Origin of the sequence: Streptomyces sp. NPDC052101 (assembly GCF_040680235.1) — a bacterium.
Classification (GTDB): Bacteria; Actinomycetota; Actinomycetes; order Streptomycetales; family Streptomycetaceae; genus Streptomyces.
In genome coordinates, this window is record NZ_JBFAWH010000058.1 from 1 (window position 1) to 20,812 (window position 20,812).

Genomic DNA, 20,812 nt, shown 5'->3' on the forward strand with positions numbered 1-20,812 from the left:
TTGGTGGTGCCGTGCCGCACATAGTCGTGGGTGCGCTTCTCCGCGGCCGCGAAGGCCACCGGCAGCACCGGCTGGGTCCGGTCCAGGGCCTGCACCTGCGTCTTCTCGTCGATCGACAGCACCACGGCACCACCGGGCGGAGCCAAGTACAAGCCGACGACATCGGCGACCTTCTCCGCGAACGCCGGGTCCTTCGAGATCTTGAAAGTGCCCGAGCGGTGCGGCTTCAGATTCTCCTCACGCCAGATGCGGGCGATGTAATGCCACGACACCGAGATGCCCTCCCGCTGCTTCAGGTGGTCGGCCAGCGTCCGCGTCGACCAGTGCGACAGGCCGGATACCGTCGGCGGAGACATCCTCGTCAAAGCGATCACCCGAGCCCGCACGCGCGGCGGCACCTGGGTACGCGGCCCGCCACGGCGCTTCTCCTCCAAACCGGCAAGCCCCCGCTCGGCATAACGGGCCTTGCAGCGGTCCACCGTCAGCGGCGCCACACCGGCGAGCTCGGCGATGTCCTTACGCCGCCGCCCCTCGCCGGACCACAACACGATCCGTGCACGAAGCGCCACATCGACCGGAACATCCCGCGAACCGGCCAACTCCCGCAGTTCCGCCATCTGTTCAGAGGAGAGATCCATGTTCAACTCAACGAGCCAACCAGCCTCAGGTTCCACGAACAGGATCACGAGACACTAGGGTGCCGGGGATGTTTGACGCCGCCTCGTCTCCCGGCCCAAGCCGCAGGCCACTCCCCCCGGCACGGTCGCCGGTGGACGGAGTCCCCGGTCCGCGTACCCCCATGAGCGCGCAGAAGGGACCGGCGAAGGCGGACGGACCCGGCAGACAGCGCGACGCGTTCTTCGACAACGCCAAGTATCTGGCGATCGTGCTCGTCGCGATGGGGCACGCATGGGAGCCGCTGAAGAGCGACAGCCGGATCCTGGAGGGCGTGTACACCGTCGTGTACTGCTTCCACATGCCGGCGTTCATCATCATCTCCGGCTATTTCTCGCGCGGTTTCGACATGCGCCCGGACCGGCTGAAGCGGCTGATCACCGGTGTCGCGGTGCCGTACGTCGTCTTCGAGACCGCCTATCCGCTCTTCAAGAACCTGGTCACGGGCTCGCACGAGGAGATCTCTCTCCTCGATCCCTGGTATCTGACCTGGTTCCTGGTCGCCCTGTTCATCTGGCGGCTGACGACACCGATCTGGAAGGTGGTGCGCTCGCCGTTCGCGGTCGCCCTCGGCATCGCCATGCTGGCGTCCGCCACCCCGAACATCGGTGACGACCTCGATCTGCAGCGCGTCCTGCAGTTCCTGCCGTACTTCGTGCTCGGCCTGTGCATGCGGCCCGAGCACTTCCAGCTGGTACGGCGCCGCTCGGTGCGGATCGCCGCGGCGCCGGTGTTCGCCGCCGCGCTGCTGGTCGGCTGGTGGGCGGTGCCGCGCATGAACACCGCCTGATTCTACCACCGCGACTCCGCGCAGGAGCTGGGCGCGCCCTGGTGGTCCGGGCCGGTGATGACGCTCGCGCTGATGGGCTGCTCGCTGCTGCTGACGGCCTGCTTCTTCGCCTGGGTGCCGCGCCGCACGATGTGGTTCACGGCCCTGGGCGCGGGCACCCTGTACGGCTATCTGCTGCACGGGTTCCTGGTGAAGTTCGCCGACTACCGCGGCTGGTTCGACCACCCCTGGCTGCACCACCCGTTCGGCGAGATCCTGGTCACCCTCCTCGCGGGCGCCGCCGTCACCGCGCTGTGCACCAAGCCCGTGCAGCGGGTCTTCCGGTTCGCGATGGAGCCGAAGATGGAGTGGGCGTTCAAGCAGGACGCGGCGGAACTCGCCCGTGCCTAGAACCGGGTCTGGGACCCGGCTCCCGGTCCCCTTCCCGGCTCCCCCAGACCCAGAAGTGCGCGCATCCGGGCGTACTTCTCGGTCAGTCGCCTCCGGGTCGGCTCGTCCAGGGCCGCCAGCCGCGCCGGGTCGGAGTTGTGCGCCAGATCGGCCTCCTTCACCAGCCGCGCGCCCTCGGTGGCGAGGATCCGCCGCGCGTACGCCTCCGGGGCCTCCCCCGGCCGCTTGGTGAGGGCGTCCACGATGGCCTTGGTGCGGTCGGTCAGCGCCGCGTCGCCCAGCCACTCGCGGGTCAGCGCGTCGTCCTCGACGGAGTCGTGCAGCCAGGCCGCCGCGATCTGCTCCGCGTCCCCGCCCCGGGCGCGCACGCCCGCGGCCACGGCGGCGAGATGGCCGGCGTACGGCCGCCCCGCCTTGTCGGTCTGCCCCTCGTGGGCGGCACGGGCGATGGCCTCTACCTCGGCGAGCGTGAGCTGTGTCATCGCCCCAGTGTCGCTCAGCGGGGCGCTCGGTGTGTCGCTCAGCGGGGCGTCGCCGAGGCCTGGCGGCAGATCAGGAGCAGGGCCCGGTCGTCGTTGACGTCCTTCGCGACCGCCTCGATGAGGTGCCAGGCGGCGCCGTGGAAGCCGCCGGCGACATAGCGGTCGGCCTCGCCGGTGAGCCGGTCGATGCCCTCGACGATGTCGCGGTCGGAGGTCTCCACCAGACCGTCCGTGAACAGCATCAACACGTCTCCCGGCCGCAGCGAGCCCTTCACGGGGTCGAACTGGGCGCCGTCGTACACACCGAGCAGCGGTCCCTCGGCGGCCTTCTCCTCCCAGCGTCCGCTGCCCGCGCTCAGCTGCAGCCCCGGCGGATGGCCGGCGGAGTACAGCTCGTAGTCGCCGGAGTCCAGGTCCAGGACGAGATGGATGGAGGTGGCGAAGCCCTCGTCCCAGTCCTGGCGCAGCAGATAGCCGTTGGCGGCCGGGAGGAAGGCGTGCGGCGGCAGCGAGCCGAGCAGGCCGCCGAACGCGCCGGACAGCAGCAGGGCGCGCGATCCGGCGTCCATGCCCTTTCCGGACACGTCCGTGAGCACGACCTCCAGGGTGCGGCCGCCGTTGGTGCGGGACGCGACGACGAAGTCGCCCGAGAAGGACTGTCCGCCGGCCGGCCGCAGCGCCATCTCGTGGTGCCAGCCCTGCGGCAGCTTCGGCAGCTTGCTCTGCACCCGGATCCGCTCGCGCAGATCGAACAGCATGGTGCCGCCGCGCCGCCAGGGCACCCCGACCCGGCTGCGGAACTGTGCCGTGAGCAGCCCGAAGAAACCGCACGCGGCCACGACCAGGACCACGCCCGGGGTGACCCGGGACGGTCCCTCGGTGTACGGGCCGAGCCGTACCGACTCCACGATCAGCGCGGTGGCGCCGGCCGCGTACAGGCCGAGCAGGCTCGCCGGGCGCAGCAGCAGGCCGCCCGCGATGATCGGCAGCACCTGGGTGGCCGGGGAGCACCACACCGGGTCGACGAGGGTCATGGCCATGAGGACCGGGATGGTGAGCAGCAGTCCGACGAACGCGATCCAGTCGGAGCCGTCGCCGCGGAAGTAGTCCACGGCGCTTCTGCGCAGCCCGGTGCGGGCCCGGTGCCACTGCATCTTGCACCGGGCCGTGAACGTCTCGGCCTTCGCGCGCCGCTCTCGTCCTGCTGCCATCAGTTCGGGACCCTATCCATCGGACCGGCTGCTTGGCACGGGAGGTCCCACTTGTCCCCCGTGCGAGGCTCCACTTCGCGGTTCGTCCTCACAGTGAACGGCACGCGAGGCCGGCGCGCGGCCCTCCGAGGGAAATTCACTGGCTCGTCCCGCAATGCCCTGATAGGCATGGCTCATGGGGACCGAACATGGGGACTGAACAGACGACCGAATTGACCGTGCTGGCGCCGGAGGACTTCGACCGCTGGTGGGACGGCGTGGTCCGGGCCTTCGGCGGTTCCGCCTCCGCCGAGGAACGCGAACTGGACAGATCCCTCACCGAGTTCGAGCGCTCGCTGGCCGCGCGGGACGGGGACGAGATCGTCGGCACGGCGGGCGCGTTCAGCTTCCGGATGACCGTGCCGGGCGGCGCCGTGGTCCCGGCGGCCGGCGTCACCATGGTGAGCGTGGCGGGCACCCACCGGCGGCGCGGGCTGCTGACCTCGATGATGCGCCGGCAGCTGGACGACGTGCGCGCGCTGGGCGAGCCGCTGGCGGTGCTGATGGCGTCCGAGCCCGCGATCTACGGCCGCTTCGGGTACGGCGCGGCGACCTTCCAGCTGGACGCCGAGATCGACACGAGCCGGGTCCGCCTGACCCTGCCCGCCGGCACCGAGGACGTACGCGTGCGGTATGCGAAGCCCGCCGACGTCCTCGCCGAGTGCGAGGCGGTGTACGCGGCCCTGGTGCCGGCCCGGCCCGGGATGCTGGCCCGGCGGCCCGGCTGGGAGAGGTTCGGGCTGCTCGACCCGGAGAGCGAGCGGGACGGCGGCTCGGAGCTGCAGTGCGTGGTCGCGGAGCGGGCGGGGCGGATCACCGGGTTCGCCCGGTTCCGCACCAAGATGGGCTGGGGCCCGAGCGGGCACGACGGCACGGTGACGCTGGAGGACCTGGCCGCGCTGGATCCGGCGACCGACGGCGCGCTGTGGCGTTTCCTGTTCGGGATGGACCTGATGTCCACCCTGAGGGTGCGACACCGGCCGGTGGACGACGCCTGGCAGTACGTGGTGGACGACATCCGGCGCTGCCGGCCGCGGCAGCGGGACGGCGGCCATGTCCGGCTGGTCGAGGTCGGCAAGGCTCTGTCGGCGCGCACCTACCAGGCCCCGCTGGACGTCGTGTTCGACGTCGAGGACGCCTTCTGCCCCTGGAACGCGGGGCGTTGGCGGCTCTCCGGGGACCCGAAGGGCGCGACCTGCGAGCGGACCACGGACGCGGCCGATCTCACCTTGTCGGTACGGGAGTTGGGCGCGGCCTATCTCGGCGGGGTCCCGCTGCTGTCGCTGGCGGCGGCCGGGCGGGTACGGGAGCTGCGGCCGGGGGCGCTGGCGAAGGCGGCGGTGGCGTTCGGCTCACCGCTGGCTCCGTGGCTTCCGCACGGCTTCTGAGTCATTTCCTCTGGCAGGTGGGGCACCAGAAGAGGTTGCGGGCGGCGAGGTCGGCGGTGCGGATCCCGTCGCCGCAGATGTGGCAGGGCAGGGTGGCGCGGCGGTACACGTACACCTCGCCGCCGTGGTCGTCCACGCGTGGCGGCCGCCCCATGGCCTCCGGGGTGTGTTCGGGCCGTACGGTGTCGATCCTGTTGTTCCGCACCCCCTCCCGCATCAGCGCGACGAGGTCGGTCCAGATGGTGTCCCACTCGGCCGGGGTGAGGTCCCTGCCCGCGCGGTAGGGGTCGATGCCGTGCCGGAAGAGGACCTCGGCGCGGTAGACGTTGCCGACGCCGGCGACGATCTTCTGGTCCATCAGCAGCGCGGCGATCGTCGTACGGCTGCGGGAGATCCGTCGGTACGCCGTGCCCGGGTCGGCGTCCGCGCGCAGCGGGTCGGGGCCGAGGCGTTCGTGTATGGCGCGCTTCTCCTCCTCGGTGATCAGCGCGCAGGTGGTGGGGCCGCGGAGGTCGACGTAGGCGGTGTCGTTCGCGAGCCGGAGGCGGACGGTGTCGGTGGGCGGGGGCGCGGGGGCGTCACCGAAGCCGACCTTGCCGAACAGGCCGAGGTGGATATGGACCCAGTCGGCGTCCCGGAAGCGGAGGAAGAGGTGCTTGCCGTGGGCTTCGGTGGCCGCCAGCGGGGCTCTGTCCAGAAGAGCGGCGGCGTCGGAGAACTTGCCCTGCGGACTGGTCACACGGGGCGCCGTCCCCTGGAAACGCCCGGCGTAGTCCTGGGCCAGCCGGTGAATGGTATGCCCTTCAGGCAAGGCTGAGCTGTCCTTTCCAACCGATCTTCGCCCGCTCCGACCGAACTTCGCCCACCCGCCCCTCGGCCTCGGTCGGTCGCGAGACGGAGGCGGGTGCGGGTGCGGGTGGGCGGGTGGGGCCTACTGCTGGGGGTGGTGGGCCGGGATCGGGGGCAGGGTGCCTGCCGTCTCGTACGCCGACAGCATGTCGATGCGGCGGATGTGGCGCTCGTCACCGGAGAACGGCGTGTTGAGGAAGGTCTCGACGAACTTCGTCGCCTCCTCCGTGCTGTGCATTCGCGCACCCACGGCCACCACGTTGGCGTTGTTGTGCTGCCGGCCGAGCGACGCGGTCTCCGCGCTCCAGGCCAGCGCCGCCCGCACGCCCTTCACCTTGTTCGCGGCGATCTGCTCACCGTTGCCGGAGCCGCCGATCACGACGCCGAGGGCGTCGGGGTCCGCGGCCGTCCGCTCCGCGGCACGCAGGCAGAAGGGCGGGTAGTCGTCCTGGGCGTCGTAGATGTGCGGCCCGCAGTCGACGGGCTCGTGCCCCGCCTCCTTGAGCCATTCGACGAGGTGGTTCTTGAGTTCGTAGCCCGCATGGTCGGAGCCGAGATACACGCGCATGCCATGAGTGTGACACGCCTGTTTCAGGGCAGCAGCCTCGGGTGCGGCGCCCTGCCGGGCCCTGCGAGACGCCCCGCCGCGCCTCGAAAAATGTGAGGAGACCCATAGAACCTCATGGGAACCTCAAGTAACGATACGGATTCAGAGGTTCCCGAATCCGTTCGCCTCGGATTCACTGGACCGACTCGTACACCGCTCATACGAGCTGCTCCTCCTGGCGCAAAGGAAATCCGTCCATGACCCCTGGTTCGGGCCTCCAAGCAGGACTCAAGAACCGCCATCTGTCGATGATCGCGATCGGTGGTGTCATCGGAGCCGGCCTCTTCGTCGGTTCCAGCTCCGGTATCGCCACCGCGGGACCCGGCATCCTTCTGTCGTACGCCCTGGTCGGCACCCTCGTCGTCCTCGTGATGCGGATGCTCGGCGAGATGTCCGCCGCCAACCCCGCCTCCGGCTCCTTCTCCGCACACGCCGACCGTGCCCTCGGCCGCTGGGCCGGCTTCTCCATCGGCTGGCTCTACTGGTTCTTCTGGGTCGTCGTGCTGGCCGTCGAGGCCACCGCCGGCGCCGGGATCCTGCACGGCTGGGTCCCGGACGTACCGCAGTGGGCCTGGGCGCTCATCGTGATGACCGTGCTGACCGCGACCAACCTCGTCTCCGTCGGCTCCTACGGCGAGTTCGAGTTCTGGTTCGCCGGCATCAAGGTCGTGGCGATCGGCGCGTTCATCGTCATCGGTCTGCTGGCCGTGTTCGGCGTCCTGCCGGGCGTGCACGCCGACAAGGCGAGCTTCGGCAACCTGACGAACCACGGCGGCTTCCTGCCGCACGGACCCGGCACCATCCTCACCGGTGTGCTGCTGGTCGTCTTCTCCTTCATGGGCAGCGAGATCGCGACCCTGGCGGCCGGCGAGTCGGAGAACCCGCGGCTCGCGGTCACCAAGTCCACCAACAGCATCATCTGGCGTATCGGCGTCTTCTACCTGGGCTCGATCCTGGTCGTCGTCTCGCTGCTGCCGTGGAACGACCCCTCCATCAAGAAGGAGGGCTCCTACGTCGCCGCCCTGGACTCCCTCGGCATCGCGCACGCCGGCCAGATCATGAACGTGATCGTGCTGACCTCGGTGCTGTCCTGCCTCAACTCCGGCCTCTACACGGCCTCCCGCATGGCCTTCTCGCTCGGCCAGCGCGGTGACGCCCCGAAGGCCTTCGCCCGCACCACCTCTCGTGGTGTACCGATGACGGCGATCCTGGCGTCGGTCGTCTTCGGCTTCGTGGCGGTCTTCTTCAACTACGCGTACCCGAAGACCGTCTTCCTCTTCCTGGTCAACTCCTCCGGCGCGGTGGCGCTGTTCGTGTGGCTGGTCATCTGCTTCTCGCAGCTGCGGATGCGGAAGATCATCCAGCGCGAGGCGCCGGAGAAGCTCGTCGTGAGGATGTGGCTGTACCCGTACCTGACCTGGGCGACGGCCGCCTTCATCGTCTTCGTCCTCGGTTACATGCTGACCGACACCAAGGGCGAGAGCAGCGGCCGTACCACCGTGCTGCTCTCGGTCGGCGTGGCCGCGGTCGTGGTCGTGATCGCCCTGGTGAAGCAGAAGTTCGAGTCCGGTCGCGCGGAGAGCACCGCGGTCGCCGACGCGACCGAGAAGGTCACCACCGGCTGACGGCATCGATCCGAATCACGGAACATGGCCGCATAACCTGACGGTACCTGTCAGGTTATGCGGCCATGCTGCATGCCATGACCTACGTGGACGACCGCCTCGACCTGCCCCTCCTGCACCCCGGTGACACCGGTTACGACGACGAACTCGCCGGTTTCCAGCTCGGGTTCGCCCAGCGGCCCGCCGTGCTCGTGCCCGCCCGCTCGGCCGCCGACGTGGCGGCCGCCGTACGGTACGCGGCGGCCGAGGGCCTGCCCGTCGGGGTGCAGGCGACCGGACACGGGCTGCCCGGCGGCTACACGGGCGGGCTGCTCATCACCACCCGGCGGATGGACGGGATCGTGGTCGATCCCGCGGCACGGACCGTCCGGGTGCAGGCCGGGGTGCGCTGGGGGCAGGTGGTCGAGGCCACCGAGCCGTACGGGCTGGCGCCGCTGAACGGTTCGGCGCCGAGCGTGGGCGCGGTGTCGTACACCCTGGGCGGCGGACTCGGCATCTTGGCACGGGAGTTCGGGTACGCCGCCGACCATGTGCGATGGCTGGAGGTCGTCACCGCCGACGGCCGGCTGCGCCGGGTCACGCCGGACTCCGACCCGGAGCTGTACTGGGCGCTGCTCGGCGCCGGGCAGAGCATCGCCCTGGTCACCGAGATGGAGATCGGACTCGTCCCGGTGCGCACGCTGTACGGCGGCTCGCTCGCCTTCGACGGCCGCGTGGTGGACCCGGCGGCCGCCCTGCGCGCGTACGAGAACTGGACACGGACCGTGCCGGACGGGCTGACGTCGTCCTTCGCCGCCGTGCCGTACCCGGACCTGCCCGCGCTGCCGCCGCACCTGCGCGGCACGTACGTGATCTCGATCCGGGTGGCCTACACCGGCACCGACGGCGAGCAGATCGTCGCCCCGCTGCGGGAGATCGGCCCGACGCTGTCGGACTCGCTGCGCGTGCTGCCGTACGCCGAGAGCCACACCATCCACAGCGACCCGGACTTCCCGCACACCTACTACGGCGACAGCGCGGTACTGCGGGACCTCGACGTGGAGCGGGCCGGGGAACTGCTGCGAAGGACCGGGCCGGAGGCGGACCTGATGTGCGTGCTGCAGATCAACCACCTGGGCGGGGCGCTCGCCCGGCCGGCGCCGAACGCGGTGCCGTACCGCGAAGGGCGGTTCCTGGTGCGGCTGCTGGCGGTCGGGGACCGGGAGCAGGCGCGGGCCGTGCTCGATCCGGCCCTCGCGCTCCTCGCCGGCGACCGTCTCGGCCGGTCGCTCAACTTCGTCTTCGGGGCCGGGGACCGGGGCGGGGCGGGGCTGTACGGCCCCGAAACGCGAAAGAGGCTCGCCCGGGTCAAGGAAACGTATGACCCGGCGAACCTCTTCCGCAGGAACTACGGCGTCTAGCGCTTGTTCGCGAACTTCCAGGCGGTGGGCAGGGCGCCCATCGCCAGGGCGGCCTTGAGGGCGTCGCCGATCAGGAACGGGGTGAGGCCGAGCGCGACCGCCCGGGAGAGGGACAGGTCGGCGGCGAGGGCCAGGTAGGGCACGCCGACGGCGTAGATGATCGCCTCGCCGAGCAGCATCGTGCCCGCCATGCGCAGCGGCGAGCGGTCGGCGCCGCGCCGGGCCAGGGCGCCGACGGCCGCCGAGGCGAGCAGCATGCCGAGGACATAGCCGAAGGAGACCATGCCGGCACCGGAGGCGCCGCCCGCGAACCACGGCACACCGGCCACGCCGGCGAGCGCGTACAGCGCGAGGGAGAGGAAGCCGCGGCGGGCGCCGAGCGCGGTGCCGACGAGCAGCGCGGCGAAGGTCTGGCCGGTCACCGGCACCGGGGAGCCGGGCACCGGAACGGCCACCTGGGCCGCGAGGCCGGTGAGCACGGCGCCGCCGACGACGAGGGCCGCGTCGCGGACGCGGGTGGAGGGGAGCAGGTCGGCGAGGACTGCGCCGGGGCGAGCGGTGGCGGTGGCGGTGCTCATGGGGACTCCGCGGGTGACGGGGGCACGTTGGGACACGGCGACGCTATCCCAGCGGGCCTGTGCCGATCACCGTCGGCGCTCGACAAAGGGTCGAACAGCGCCTTCGTGACCTTCGAACAAAGGGTGCTGCTTACACGCGGTCGGGCGTGATACCGGTCACTGAGGTAGAGACGCTCAGCTCACTCCCCCGCACCGCACCACGACTGTAGGTTCCCGCCAAAGCCCACAGGACCGCCAGACACAGGGCGACGCCTCGCGCCGCACACCGGCGCCCGAGGCCGCGTAACCGCCGGTTCACCCTGTGTACGCCCGGTGTCCGGATACTGGGCAATCCCTCCGGCTGAGCGGACGGGCCGCCCAGACTGACGGGGTTTTTACCCGCCCATTACAGGGGGAAGAGCCGCACCCATGCCCAGCAGTACGACCACCGAGACGCCGCCGCAGCAAGAGGACGGCCACTCGCTCTCCCACGGTCTCAAGCAGCGCCATCTGTCGATGATCGCCCTGGGCGGGGTGATCGGCGCGGGCCTGTTCGTCGGCTCCGGCGCGGGCATCGCCGCCGCCGGCCCGTCCATCGTGATCGCCTACACGCTCTCCGGCCTGCTGGTGATGCTGGTGATGCGGATGCTGGGCGAGATGTCCGCCGCCTACCCGTCCTCGGGTTCCTTCTCGGCGCACGCCGAGCGGGCGATCGGCCCGTGGGCGGGCTTCGCGGCCGGCTGGTCCTTCTGGATCCTGCTGTGCACGGCCGTCGGCCTGGAGGGCATCGGCGCCGCGCACATCGTCTCCGGCTGGGTGCCGGGCACGCCCGAGTGGCTCTGGGTCGCGCTGTTCATGGTCGTGTTCTGCGGGACGAACCTGGCCGCCGTGAAGAACTTCGGCGAGTTCGAGTTCTGGTTCGCGGCGCTGAAGGTCGGCGCGATCAGCCTGTTCCTGATCCTCGGCGTGCTGGCCATCACCGGTGTGCTGCCCGGCACGGACGCGCCCGGCACCGCGAACCTGAACCACTTCCTGCCGCACGGCGGCAACGGCCTGATCATCGGCCTGCTCGCGTCCGTCTTCGCCTACGGCGGCCTGGAGACCGTCACCATCGCGGCGGCGGAGTCGGAGAACCCGGTCAAGGGCGTGGCGTCCGCCGTCCGTACGGCGATGTGGCGGATCGCCCTCTTCTACATCGGCTCCATGGCGGTCGTCGTCACCCTGGTCCCGTGGCATTCCCAGGACGTCGTGACGAACGGCCCGTACGTCGCCACGCTCGACCACCTCGGCATCCCGGGCGCGGGCGGGGTGATGAAGGTGGTCGTCCTGGCCGCCCTGCTCTCGGCGATGAACGCCAACATCTACGGCTCCTCGCGCATCGCCTTCTCGCTGGTCGAGCGCGGCCAGGGCCCGAAGGCGCTGGCGAAGCTGTCCGGCGGGGTCCCGCGCATCGCGGTCCTCACCTCCTGTGTGCTCGGCTTCGTCTGCGTGCTGCTCAGCTACTGGCGGCCGGACGACGTCTTCAAGTGGCTGCTGAACATGATCGGCGCGGTCATCCTGGTCGTCTGGATCTTCATCGCGGTCTCCCAGCTGCTGCTGCGCCGCCGTATCGAGCGCGAGGCCCCCGAGAAGCTGGTCGTGCGCATGTGGGCCTTCCCCTGGCTGACCTGGGTCGCCCTGGCGGGCATGGCCACGATCTTCGCCCTGATGGCCCGCGAGGCGGACACGCGCGTGCAGCTGTACTCGACCGGCGGGATGACGCTGGTGCTCGCGGCGGCGGGCTACCTCTGGCAGCGGGTCCGCGCCAGGCGCTGAGCCCCAACCGGCAACGGCCCCCACGTGCGACACGTGGGGGCCTTTCTGTTGCCCCGAGACTGTTGTTGGTAGCGTGTAGTTGCAAGTAACTTGCAATAAGGTTCCGGAGGGGATCACCCATGCCCGTCTACACGCTGCCCGACCTGCCCTACGACTACTCCGCGCTGGCCCCCGTGATCAGCCCGGAGATCATCGAGCTGCACCACGACAAGCACCACGCGGCCTATGTGAAGGGCGCCAACGACACGCTGGAGCAGCTGGCGGAGGCGCGGGACAGAGAGGCGTGGGGCTCGATCAACGGGCTGGAGAAGAACCTGGCCTTCCACCTCTCCGGGCACATCCTGCACAGCGTCTACTGGCAGAACATGACCGGCCCGAAGGACGGCGGCGGCGAGCCGCTCGCCGCCGACGGCGTGGGCGAGCTGGCGGAGGCGGTCAAGGAGTCCTTCGGCTCCTTCGCCGCCTTCAAGGCCCAGCTGTCCAAGGCCGCGGCCACCACGCAGGGTTCGGGCTGGGGCGTGCTGGCGTACGAGCCGCTGAGCGGCCGGCTGATCGTGGAACAGGTCTACGACCACCAGGGCAACGCCGGCCAGGGTGCCACCCCGATCCTGGTGTTCGACGCCTGGGAGCACGCCTTCTATCTGCAGTACCGCAACCAGAAGGTGGACTTCATCGAGGCGATGTGGCAGGTCGTCAACTGGCAGGACGTGGCCCGCCGTTACGCGGCCGCCAGGTCCCGCGCCGATGTGCTGCTCATGGCTCCCTGAGCCGTCGAGTCGTCCTGCCTCGTGATCGTCTTCTCACCCTTCGCGCAGGCAGGCGGATGAACGGAAGGCCCCGCGAGGACATGACTCGCGGGGCCTTCCCCTGGCTCCCACGTCAAAAGCCCTGGTCGCGGCCGTCCGGCATGCGCACGGAGTGCGGCAGGCGCACGATGGAGGCATGTCCGACAACGGCATCGCACGCGGCGGCAGGCGGCGCCTCGCCCGGGCGGTGGGCACGGTCGCGCTGGCCGCGTCCGCGCTCCTGCCGGCTCAGGCTTCCGCACTGGCCGCACCTCAGGACGACACGATCGCACTGCAGACACTCGACGACATCGTGAAGGGCGACTACACAGCCGCCACCGCCCACTTCGACGCGACGGTGCGCAGACAGCTGCCTCCGGACGCGCTCGAGAAGGCGTGGCGGAACTACGAGGCCCAGTTCGGCGACTATCGGTCGCACCAGAATCCCAAGGATGTCGCGTTCGGCCAGTTCACCGTGGTCAGCGTGCCCCTGCGGATGGAGCACGGCCCCGGCGAGTTCCGCGTGAGCTTCGACAGGGCCGGGGCCATCACCGGCCTGTTCTTCCTCAAGCCGGGCGCGCCGCTCACCTAGCCACCTGGTCACCTGGTCATGTGAACGGGCCCGGCGCCGAGCGGCGCCGGGCCCGTTCACCGGGCGGTGCGAGGCGGACCTACAGGTTGCTGAAGTCCGGGCCCTTGGTGCGGGTGCGCTTGATCTCGTAGAAGCCCGGTACCGAGGCGACGGCGACCGCGCCGTCCCAGAGGCGGGCCGCCTCCTCGCCCTTCGGGGCGGGCGTGACGACCGGGCCGAAGAAGGCGATCTGCTCCCCGTCGGGGCCGGGCAGCGCGATGACCGGGGTGCCGACGTCCTGGCCGACCTTGTCGATGCCCTCCTTGTGGGAGGCGCGCAGCTCCGCGTCGTAGGTGTCCTTGTCGCCGAACTCGATGAGGTCGGCGGGCAGGTCCGCGTCGGCGAGGGCGGCGGCGATGCTGTCGCGGTTCACGCCGAGGCCCTCGTTGTGGAAGCGGGTGCCGAGCGCGGTGTAGAGGCTGCCGACCACGTCGTCGCCGTGCAGCTGCTGGGCGGCGGTCACCACCCGGACCGGCCACCAGGTCTTGCCGCCGGGCCGCATGTTCTCGGCGTACTCCTCCGGCAGCTCGTCCAGCCTGTCCTCGTTGAGCACCGACAGGCTCATCACGTGCCATCGGACCTCGATGTCGCGGACCTTCTCCACTTCCAGGACCCAGCGGGAGGTCATCCAGGCCCAGGGGCACACCGGGTCGAACCAGAAGTCGACGGGGGTCTTCTCCGACATGTCTCTCCTCAAGGGGGGAACGCTTTCCGGTATTCCCCCAGGAACGCTCGTGTCCGCTCGGCCATTCCCTGCTGCCCCCTGTCAGGGGCACATGGCAGGATCGGTCCTGTTCAGCCGTCATCCACGCGACCACGAGGGAGTGCCGCCCGTGCCCGGTGAGAATCTGTCCCGCGACGAGGCCCGGGAGCGGGCCGCTCTGCTGTCCGTCGACGGGTACGACGTGTCCCTGGACCTGAGGTCCGCCGTCATCGGCGACGGGGACCCCAAGGGCGGGGCGCCGCGCACGTTCCGCTCGGTGACCACGATCCGCTTCCGCTGCAACGAGCCGGGCGCGTCGAGCTTCGCCGATCTGGTCGCGCCGAGCGTGACCTCGGTCTCGCTCAACGGCCGGGACCTGGACCCGGGCCAGGTCTTCGACGGCTCGCGGATCCTGCTGGAGGACCTGGCCGGGGAGAACGAACTGGTGGTGGACGCCCAGTGCGCGTACTCGCGCACCGGCGAGGGCCTGCACCGCTTCGTCGACCCCGAGGACGGCGAGGTCTATCTCTACACCCAGTACGAGCCGGCGGACTCCCGCCGCGTCTTCGCGAACTTCGAGCAGCCGGACCTGAAGGCGCCGTACCGCTTCGAGGTGCGGGCGCCGGAGGGCTGGACGGTGTGGAGCAACGGCGCGGGCGAACTGGCCGACGGCGTCTGGAAGTTCGCGGAGACCAAGCCGATCTCGACGTACATCACCTGCGTGGTGGCGGGCCCGTACCACTACGCGACCGACTCCTACACCCGCACCTTCGAGGACGGCAGCAAGCTGGAGATCCCGCTCGGCGCGCTGTGCCGCAAGGGGCTCGCCCCGCACTTCGACGCCGACGACGTCTTCCTGATCACCAAGCAGGGCCTGGACTTCTTCCACGACCACTTCGACTACCCGTACCCGTTCGGCAAGTACGACCAGGCGTTCGTGCCGGAGTACAACCTGGGCGCGATGGAGAACCCGGGACTGGTGACCTTCCGCGAGGAGTACATCTTCCGCGGCAAGGTGACGCAGGCGTCGTACGAGGCGCGGGCCAACGTCATCCTGCACGAGATGGCGCACATGTGGTTCGGCGACCTCGTGACCATGGAGTGGTGGGACGACCTGTGGCTGAAGGAGTCCTTCGCGGACTTCATGGGCACGTTCGGAGCCGTCGGCGCGACCCGCTTCACCGACGCCTGGATCACCTTCGCCAACCGCCGCAAGGCCTGGGCGTACCGCGCGGACCAGCTGCCCTCCACGCACCCGGTCACGGCGGACATCCATGACCTGGAGGACGCCAAGCTGAACTTCGACGGCATCACCTACGCCAAGGGCGCCTCGGTGCTCAAGCAGCTGGTGGCGTACGTCGGCCAGGACGCGTTCCTGGAGGGCGCCCGCCGCTACTTCAAACGGCACGCGTACGGCAACACGCGCCTCGGCGACCTGCTGTCGGTGCTGGGCGAGACCAGCGGCCGGGACATGTCGGCGTGGGCGCGGGCATGGCTGCAGACGGCCGGGGTCAACTCGCTGACGCCGCAGGTGCTGCTGGACCCGGCGGGCCGGGTGGCCGAGCTGGCGGTGGTGCAGGAGGCGCCCGAGTCGCATCCCGAGGAGCGCCCGCACCGGATCGCGGTGGGCCTGTACCGCCGTACGCCCGAGGGCGCGCTGGAGCGGTACGCGCGCGTGGAGACCGACGTGGACGGCCCGCGCACGGTCGTCGCGGACCTGGCGGGCGCCGAGGCCCCGGAGCTGGTGCTGGTCAACGACGACGACCTGACGTACTGCAAGATCCGCTTCGACGACACCTCGCTGGCCACGCTCAGGGAGCACCTGGGTGCGCTGACCGACCCGCTGGCCCGTGCCCTGTGCTGGTCGGCGCTGTGGAACCTGACCCGGGACGCGCTGCTGCCGGCGCGGGACTTCGTCGATCTGGTGCTGCGGTTCGCGGGCCGCGAGTCCGACATCGGCGTGCTGCAGATGCTGCACGCGTGGGCGCACTCGGCGCTGGTGCACTATGTGGCGCCCGAGTGGCGGGCGACCGGCGGTGAGCTGCTGGCGGAGGGTGCCCTGCGGGAGCTGCGGACGGCCGAGCCGGGCAGCGAGCACCAGCTGGCCTGGGCGCGGTTCTTCGCGACCGCGGCCCACTCCGAGCCGGATCTGAAGCTGCTGACGGATCTGCTGGACGGCACGTCGACGATCGACGGCCTGGACGTCGACCAGGAGCTGCGCTGGGCGTTCCTGGAGCCGCTGGCGGCGCACGGCGTGGCCGACGAGTCCGTCCTCGCGGCGGAGCTGGCCCGCGACGACACGGCGTCCGGCAAGCGGCACCAGGTGCGCTGCCTCGCGGCCCGCCCGTCGGCGGCGGTCAAGGCGCAGGCGTGGGCGCAGGTGGTGGAGTCCGACGCGCTGTCCAACGCGCTGGTGGAGGCGACGATCGCGGGCTTCGACCAGCCTTCGCAGCGGGAGTTGGCCGCGCCGTACGCGCAGAAGTACTTCGCGGCGATCGAGCGGGTGTGGCGGGAGCGGTCGATCCAGATCGGCATGGACGTCGTACGGGGCCTGTTCCCGGCCCTGCAGGACCGGCCCGAGACGCTGGCGGCGACGGACGCGTGGCTTCAGGCGCACCGGGAGGCGGCGCCGGCGCTGCGCCGGCTGGTGCTGGAGGCGCGGGACGACCTGGCGCGGGCGCTGCGCGCACAGGAGTGCGACGCGACGGCGGACGGCGTCTGATCCCACCCGATCATTGGCCTGAGCTTGGGCCGCCGGTGACCGTTACGGAATTCGTTCCATCGGACCCGTAACCCCTGGTCCGCACCCGATCGGACCAGGGGTTTCCTCTCCCTACTCGGTATCCGAACACCTGACCTTTAGTCCCACCTTGTCCGTATTCTTCGACGGCCCTGTAACAGCGGTTAATTGGGGGATCGACCGCGGGAATCCCGACGCCATGACGCACAACACCCCGCTCTCCCCCCGCCCCCTCCGCCACCTCACCGAGGTGCACCGCCGGGTCCTGACGGCGGCTCAGCTCCGCTCGCACGGCGTGACGACGGCCGAACTGAACGAGCACTGCCGCCCCGGCGGCCCCTGGCAGCTGCTGCTGCCCAACGTGGTCCTGCTGCATCCCGGCCCGCCGACGAGCGAGGAACGTCTGCACGGGGCCCTGCTGTACGCGGCCCGCGAGTCGACGCCCGGCGTCCCGGCCCAGCCGACGGCGGAGGAGCCGCACCGGGCGGTCTACCCGGAGGCGATGGTCACGGGCCTGGCCGCCCTCACCCTCTACGGCTTCTCGGCCACCCCGCCGCTGAACGCGCTGGACCGCGTCGACGTCCTGATCCCGCGGCTGCGCCGGCTGCGCTCCGCGGGGTACGTCCACGTCCTGCGCACCCCCGGGCTACCGAGGCCCAACCTGCTGACGGGCCTGCCGGTGGCGCCGGTGCCGCGGGCGCTGGCCGACGCGGTGGCGGAGCTGACGGACGCGCAGGCGGTACGCCGGCTGCTGACCGAGGCGGTGCGCGGCGGCCACTGCGAACCGGCCTCCGTCGTACGGGAGTTGACCAACGCCAAGCTGCTGAACCGGCCCCATGTGGTGGACGCCGTGGACGCGCTCCTCGCCGAGGGCCGCTCGATCGCCGAGGACCGGCTGTACCAGATGGTCAGCGAGTACGGCCTGCCCGACCCCGTCTGGAACGTCGACCTGCGGCTGCCCGGCGGCCCGCACCTCGGCGGCCTGGACGCGTACTGGCCCGACCAGGCGGTGGCGGTGGAGCTGGACACCAGGGCCCCGCGCCAGGACGACGACGCGCTCTGGTCGGAGTACGCCCGCAAGCGCGAGCACCTGGAACGGCTGGGGATCACGGTCGTGTACATCACCCCGAAGAAGCTCAGGAAGGCGATGGAACAGCAGGCGACGGTGGTCCGTACCGCCCTGATGGCGTCCGCCGACCGCGACCCGGCCGCCTATGTCGTGGTGCTTCCCCGGTAGTGACGGACCGGGAGGCATCAGGAGGGCCACGGGGAGCCCTCAGGAGGGGAGAGGAGGGGCCACCGGGCCGGTTCCGGTGGCCCCTCCTCATGATTACTGTGACCGGTGTGACCGATGAGACCGTGGGTCTGCGGCCCGTCCGCGAGACCGACCTGCCCATGCTGGAACGCTTCCTCACCGACCCCGCCGCGGCCGGCCCCTTCCAGTGGTACGGCTACCCGGACCCCGGCCGGTTCCGGCGGCGCTGGGCGGAGAACGGGATGCTCGGCGAGGACGGCGGCCAGCTGATCGTCACGGCCGGTACCGAGCCGCTCGGCTTCGTGGCCTGGCGCAAGGTCGTCGTCTCGCCGACGACCCACTGCTGGAACATCGGCGCCCAGCTGCTGCCCGAGGCCCGCGGGCGGGGCATCGGCAGCCGGGCCCAACTGCGGCTCGTGCGCTACCTGTTCGCCCACACCCCCGTGATGCGGATCGAGGCCGACACCGAGGCCGGGAACATCGCCGAGCAACGGGCCCTGGAGAAGGCCGGCTTCACCCGCGAGGGCGTGCTGCGCGGCATCGTCTTCCGGGACGGGCAGTGGCGGGACGGCGTCGCCTACAGCGTGCTGCGCGACGATCCGCTGCCCCCGCACGACTGAGCCCGGTCACCGCGGGTGACCGCGGCGGATTCACCCGGACGGACGAGTCCGGCGGGCGACGGCCGAGCGGGACACGGTACACGGGACGTATGCGACATTCCCGGACAGCGGCCTGGTCGTCCTCCCTCCTGCTCGTGACAGCCTGCCTCGTCGCCGCCCCCGCGACGGCCCAGGGGGCGCCCGCGACAGCGGCCACGGACTATGTGGCCCTCGGCGACTCCTACTCCGCCGGCGTCGGCTCCGGCGACTACCTCCCGGGCCTCGCCGGCTGCAAGCGCAGCAGCCGGGCGTACCCCGTCCTGTGGGCCCGGGCGCACGGGGCGACCGCCTTCGCCTTCCCCGCGTGCAACGGCGCCCAGGCGAAGGACGTCCTGTCCGGCCAGCTCGGCCCGCTCAGCCCCCGGACCAGGCTGGTCACCCTCACCGTCGGCGGCAGCGACTCGGGCTTCGCCGGCACCATGGCGACCTGCGCGCTGGGCGGCACCTCCCGGTGCCTGGACGCCGTCGCCCACGCCCGTACGACCATGGACGGACCCCTCGTGCACGACCTGGACCGGCTCTACTCAGCCATCAGGAACCGCGCCCCCGCCGCCCACGTCGTGGTGCTCGGGTATCCGCGCTTCTACCACCTGAGAGGCACCTGCGAGGTCGGCCTGCAGGACAGGGCGCGCGCCGCCGTCAACGACGGCGTGGATCACCTCGACGCCGTGATCGCCCGGCGCGCCGCCGCCCACGGGTTCACCTTCGCCGATGTCAGGGCCGCCTTCGCCGACCACGAGATCTGCTCCCGGAGCCCCTGGCTGCGCGGCGTCGACATACCGGTCGTCACCGAGTCGTACCACCCGACGGCGCCGGGACAGGCGCTCGGCTACCTCCCGGCCCTGGACCGGGCCGCCTGAGCGGGGACGGTGCCAGGGCTACAGCGGATCCGTGAGCGAGGGCGCGGGGGCGGCCTCCGCGTGCAGGCGGTCGAGCAGCGCCGCGTAGGCCGCGATCATCCGGGTGCGGCTGAAGCGCTCGCGGGCGGCCTCCAGGGCGGGGGCGAGGTCCGCGCGGCCCGCCGCCGCGGCCGTCCAGGCCAGGGCTATCGCGCCCGGGTCCGGCGGGGTGACGAAGCCGTGACCCGCGACGATGGCCGCGCTGTCGCCGACGTCGGTCGTCACCGGGACCGCGCCGCACATCATGCCCTCGATCAGGCACAGCGGCGCCGCCTCCCCGGAGACGGAGGTCAGCGCGACGACGTCGGCGGCGGCGTACACGGCCGGCATGTCGTGCCGTACGCCGAGCAGGTGCACCCGGTCGGCGAGGTCCGGCGCGTCCGCGAAGGCGTCGGCGAGGTCCGCGCGCAGCCCGGAGTTGCCCGGGGTCATCCCCGCCCCGCACATCACCAGGTGGCCGCCGCCCGCTCCGGCCAGCCAGGCGCGCGCCGCGCGCAGCAGGAGGGGGACGTTCTTCATCGCCGCGTACCGGGCCGCGAAGACGACCACGGGTGCCCGGTCGGCGATCCCGAGGGAGGCGCGCAGGGCTAGCCGGACGGCCGGGTCGGGGCGGAAACGGAGCAGGTCGACGCCGTTGGGGATGACGTGCAGCAGCCGGGCCGGAATGCCGACGGCCGCATAGGCGGCCCGGGTGGACTCGGCGCAGCACACGCACGCGGCCACGGTGCCGTCGGCGATGGCGGCCTTCAGCTCGTCCAGCGCGGGGCCCTGGTTCTCCGGGTCGGAGCGGTGCAGCGCGACCACGACCGGGCGGCGGGGCAGACCGGCCTGGTTCAGCAGGGCCAGCGGCTGCTCCTTCAGGGAGAGGATCACATCCGCACCGGCCATCGCCCGCGCGGTTTCGGCCAGCTCGGGTCCGCTGAAAACATTCGCCGCGAGCGCCCCGTCCGTCAGGCCCGCGCTACGGCCGAGCGAGGTGACGCCGATGCCGCCGGCGGTCAGCGCCCGGTAGCACTGGTCGTCCTCCATACGCTGCCGGGTTGCCTCCCGGCGGACCTCACCATGGATGCTGAGCACCTGGTGGGACTGGCCGCCCTCGGCCAGTCCCAGTACGACGTCACTGTGCACGATCCGGGCTCCTCCGGAGAAGAAACCCTCGTAGACCGACAGCACACGCAGCCCGTGCGAAGCGCGCACACGACCACCCGCCTTGCATAAATGATCGAGAAGATCGAGCCATCCCCGTGAACAGCGGGTTAGCCGATATGAGGCGGTACGGACATTGCGTACGCGTTAACACGAAACAACGCGA

General features: G+C 71.2%; 18 protein-coding genes and 1 pseudogene. 11 read left to right on the forward strand and 8 right to left on the reverse strand.

Annotated features, from left to right (window positions below; all coding sequences use genetic code 11):
* On the reverse strand, positions 1–638 hold a 638-nt coding region (locus tag AB0L75_RS41560; protein ID WP_365191502.1), incomplete at its 3' end, for an IS630 family transposase.
* Between the two features lie 161 nt (positions 639–799).
* On the opposite strand from AB0L75_RS41560, the pseudogene AB0L75_RS41565 reads away from it, so the two are divergent.
* Positions 800–1,855: pseudogene (locus AB0L75_RS41565) on the forward strand (acyltransferase family protein).
* Here AB0L75_RS41565 and AB0L75_RS41570 read toward each other — a convergent pair.
* Together AB0L75_RS41570 and AB0L75_RS41575 are read right to left on the reverse strand one after the other, a co-directional pair.
* Positions 1,852–2,337, reverse strand: coding sequence for an HD domain-containing protein (locus AB0L75_RS41570; protein WP_365191479.1), 486 nt, complete (start codon positions 2,335–2,337; stop codon positions 1,852–1,854). The pseudogene AB0L75_RS41565 and the gene AB0L75_RS41570 overlap by 4 nt on opposite strands.
* Before the next feature lie 38 nt (positions 2,338–2,375).
* Complete coding sequence (locus AB0L75_RS41575) at positions 2,376–3,548, reverse strand: PP2C family protein-serine/threonine phosphatase (RefSeq protein WP_365191480.1); 1,173 nt, start codon at positions 3,546–3,548, stop codon at positions 2,376–2,378.
* A gap of 188 nt (positions 3,549–3,736) precedes the next feature.
* Here AB0L75_RS41575 and AB0L75_RS41580 point away from each other — a divergent pair, with 188 nt between their 5' ends.
* Complete coding sequence (locus AB0L75_RS41580; protein ID WP_365191481.1) at positions 3,737–4,975, forward strand: GNAT family N-acetyltransferase; 1,239 nt, start codon at positions 3,737–3,739, stop codon at positions 4,973–4,975.
* Between the two features lies 1 nt (position 4,976).
* On the opposite strand, the gene AB0L75_RS41585 is transcribed toward AB0L75_RS41580, so the two are convergent.
* Together AB0L75_RS41585 and AB0L75_RS41590 are read right to left on the reverse strand one after the other, a co-directional pair.
* Positions 4,977–5,786, reverse strand: coding sequence for a DNA-formamidopyrimidine glycosylase family protein (locus tag AB0L75_RS41585; protein ID WP_365191482.1), 810 nt, complete (start codon positions 5,784–5,786; stop codon positions 4,977–4,979).
* 120 nt (positions 5,787–5,906) lie between these two features.
* Complete coding sequence (locus AB0L75_RS41590; RefSeq protein WP_365191483.1) at positions 5,907–6,392, reverse strand: ribose-5-phosphate isomerase; 486 nt, start codon at positions 6,390–6,392, stop codon at positions 5,907–5,909.
* A 236-nt stretch (positions 6,393–6,628) separates the two neighbouring features.
* Between AB0L75_RS41590 and AB0L75_RS41595 the strand changes: the two genes are divergently transcribed.
* Positions 6,629–8,056, forward strand: coding sequence for an amino acid permease (locus tag AB0L75_RS41595; RefSeq protein WP_365191484.1), 1,428 nt, complete (start codon positions 6,629–6,631; stop codon positions 8,054–8,056).
* Positions 8,057–8,133: 77 nt separating this feature from the next.
* Positions 8,134–9,456 (forward strand): FAD-binding oxidoreductase, encoded by a 1,323-nt coding sequence (locus AB0L75_RS41600; protein WP_365191485.1) that lies wholly within the window; start codon positions 8,134–8,136, stop codon positions 9,454–9,456.
* Here AB0L75_RS41600 and AB0L75_RS41605 read toward each other — a convergent pair.
* On the reverse strand, positions 9,453–10,034 hold the full coding sequence (locus AB0L75_RS41605) for a biotin transporter BioY (RefSeq protein WP_365191486.1): 582 nt from the start codon (positions 10,032–10,034) through the stop codon (positions 9,453–9,455). The two genes, AB0L75_RS41600 and AB0L75_RS41605, sit on opposite strands and share 4 nt — an antisense overlap.
* Before the next feature lie 408 nt (positions 10,035–10,442).
* Between AB0L75_RS41605 and AB0L75_RS41610 the strand changes: the two genes are divergently transcribed.
* The 3 genes from AB0L75_RS41610 to AB0L75_RS41620 all read left to right on the forward strand — a co-directional run bounded on the left by AB0L75_RS41610 (position 10,443) and on the right by AB0L75_RS41620 (position 13,205).
* Complete coding sequence (locus tag AB0L75_RS41610) at positions 10,443–11,828, forward strand: amino acid permease (RefSeq protein WP_365191487.1); 1,386 nt, start codon at positions 10,443–10,445, stop codon at positions 11,826–11,828.
* Positions 11,829–11,947: 119 nt separating this feature from the next.
* A complete protein-coding gene (locus AB0L75_RS41615; protein WP_365191488.1) occupies positions 11,948–12,595 on the forward strand; it encodes a superoxide dismutase in 648 nt (215 codons plus the stop codon).
* Between the two features lie 175 nt (positions 12,596–12,770).
* Positions 12,771–13,205 (forward strand): DUF3887 domain-containing protein, encoded by a 435-nt coding sequence (locus AB0L75_RS41620; RefSeq protein ID WP_365191489.1) that lies wholly within the window; start codon positions 12,771–12,773, stop codon positions 13,203–13,205.
* 79 nt (positions 13,206–13,284) lie between these two features.
* Here AB0L75_RS41620 and AB0L75_RS41625 read toward each other — a convergent pair whose 3' ends face one another.
* On the reverse strand, positions 13,285–13,929 hold the full coding sequence (locus AB0L75_RS41625) for a DsbA family protein (RefSeq protein ID WP_365191490.1): 645 nt from the start codon (positions 13,927–13,929) through the stop codon (positions 13,285–13,287).
* A gap of 148 nt (positions 13,930–14,077) precedes the next feature.
* On the opposite strand from AB0L75_RS41625, the gene pepN reads away from it, so the two are divergent.
* The 4 genes from pepN to AB0L75_RS41645 all read left to right on the forward strand — a co-directional run bounded on the left by pepN (position 14,078) and on the right by AB0L75_RS41645 (position 19,461).
* Complete coding sequence (gene pepN, locus AB0L75_RS41630) at positions 14,078–16,669, forward strand: aminopeptidase N (RefSeq protein WP_365191491.1); 2,592 nt, start codon at positions 14,078–14,080, stop codon at positions 16,667–16,669.
* 217 nt (positions 16,670–16,886) lie between these two features.
* Positions 16,887–17,924, forward strand: coding sequence for a hypothetical protein (locus tag AB0L75_RS41635; protein ID WP_365191492.1), 1,038 nt, complete (start codon positions 16,887–16,889; stop codon positions 17,922–17,924).
* Positions 17,925–18,031: 107 nt separating this feature from the next.
* On the forward strand, positions 18,032–18,562 hold the full coding sequence (locus tag AB0L75_RS41640; RefSeq protein WP_365191493.1) for a GNAT family protein: 531 nt from the start codon (positions 18,032–18,034) through the stop codon (positions 18,560–18,562).
* An 89-nt stretch (positions 18,563–18,651) separates the two neighbouring features.
* Positions 18,652–19,461, forward strand: a complete 810-nt coding sequence (locus tag AB0L75_RS41645; protein ID WP_365191494.1) for an SGNH/GDSL hydrolase family protein — start codon at positions 18,652–18,654, stop codon at positions 19,459–19,461.
* A gap of 18 nt (positions 19,462–19,479) precedes the next feature.
* Here AB0L75_RS41645 and AB0L75_RS41650 read toward each other — a convergent pair whose 3' ends face one another.
* Positions 19,480–20,673, reverse strand: coding sequence for a glycosyltransferase (locus AB0L75_RS41650; protein WP_365191503.1), 1,194 nt, complete (start codon positions 20,671–20,673; stop codon positions 19,480–19,482).
* Positions 20,674–20,812 lie beyond the last annotated feature (139 nt).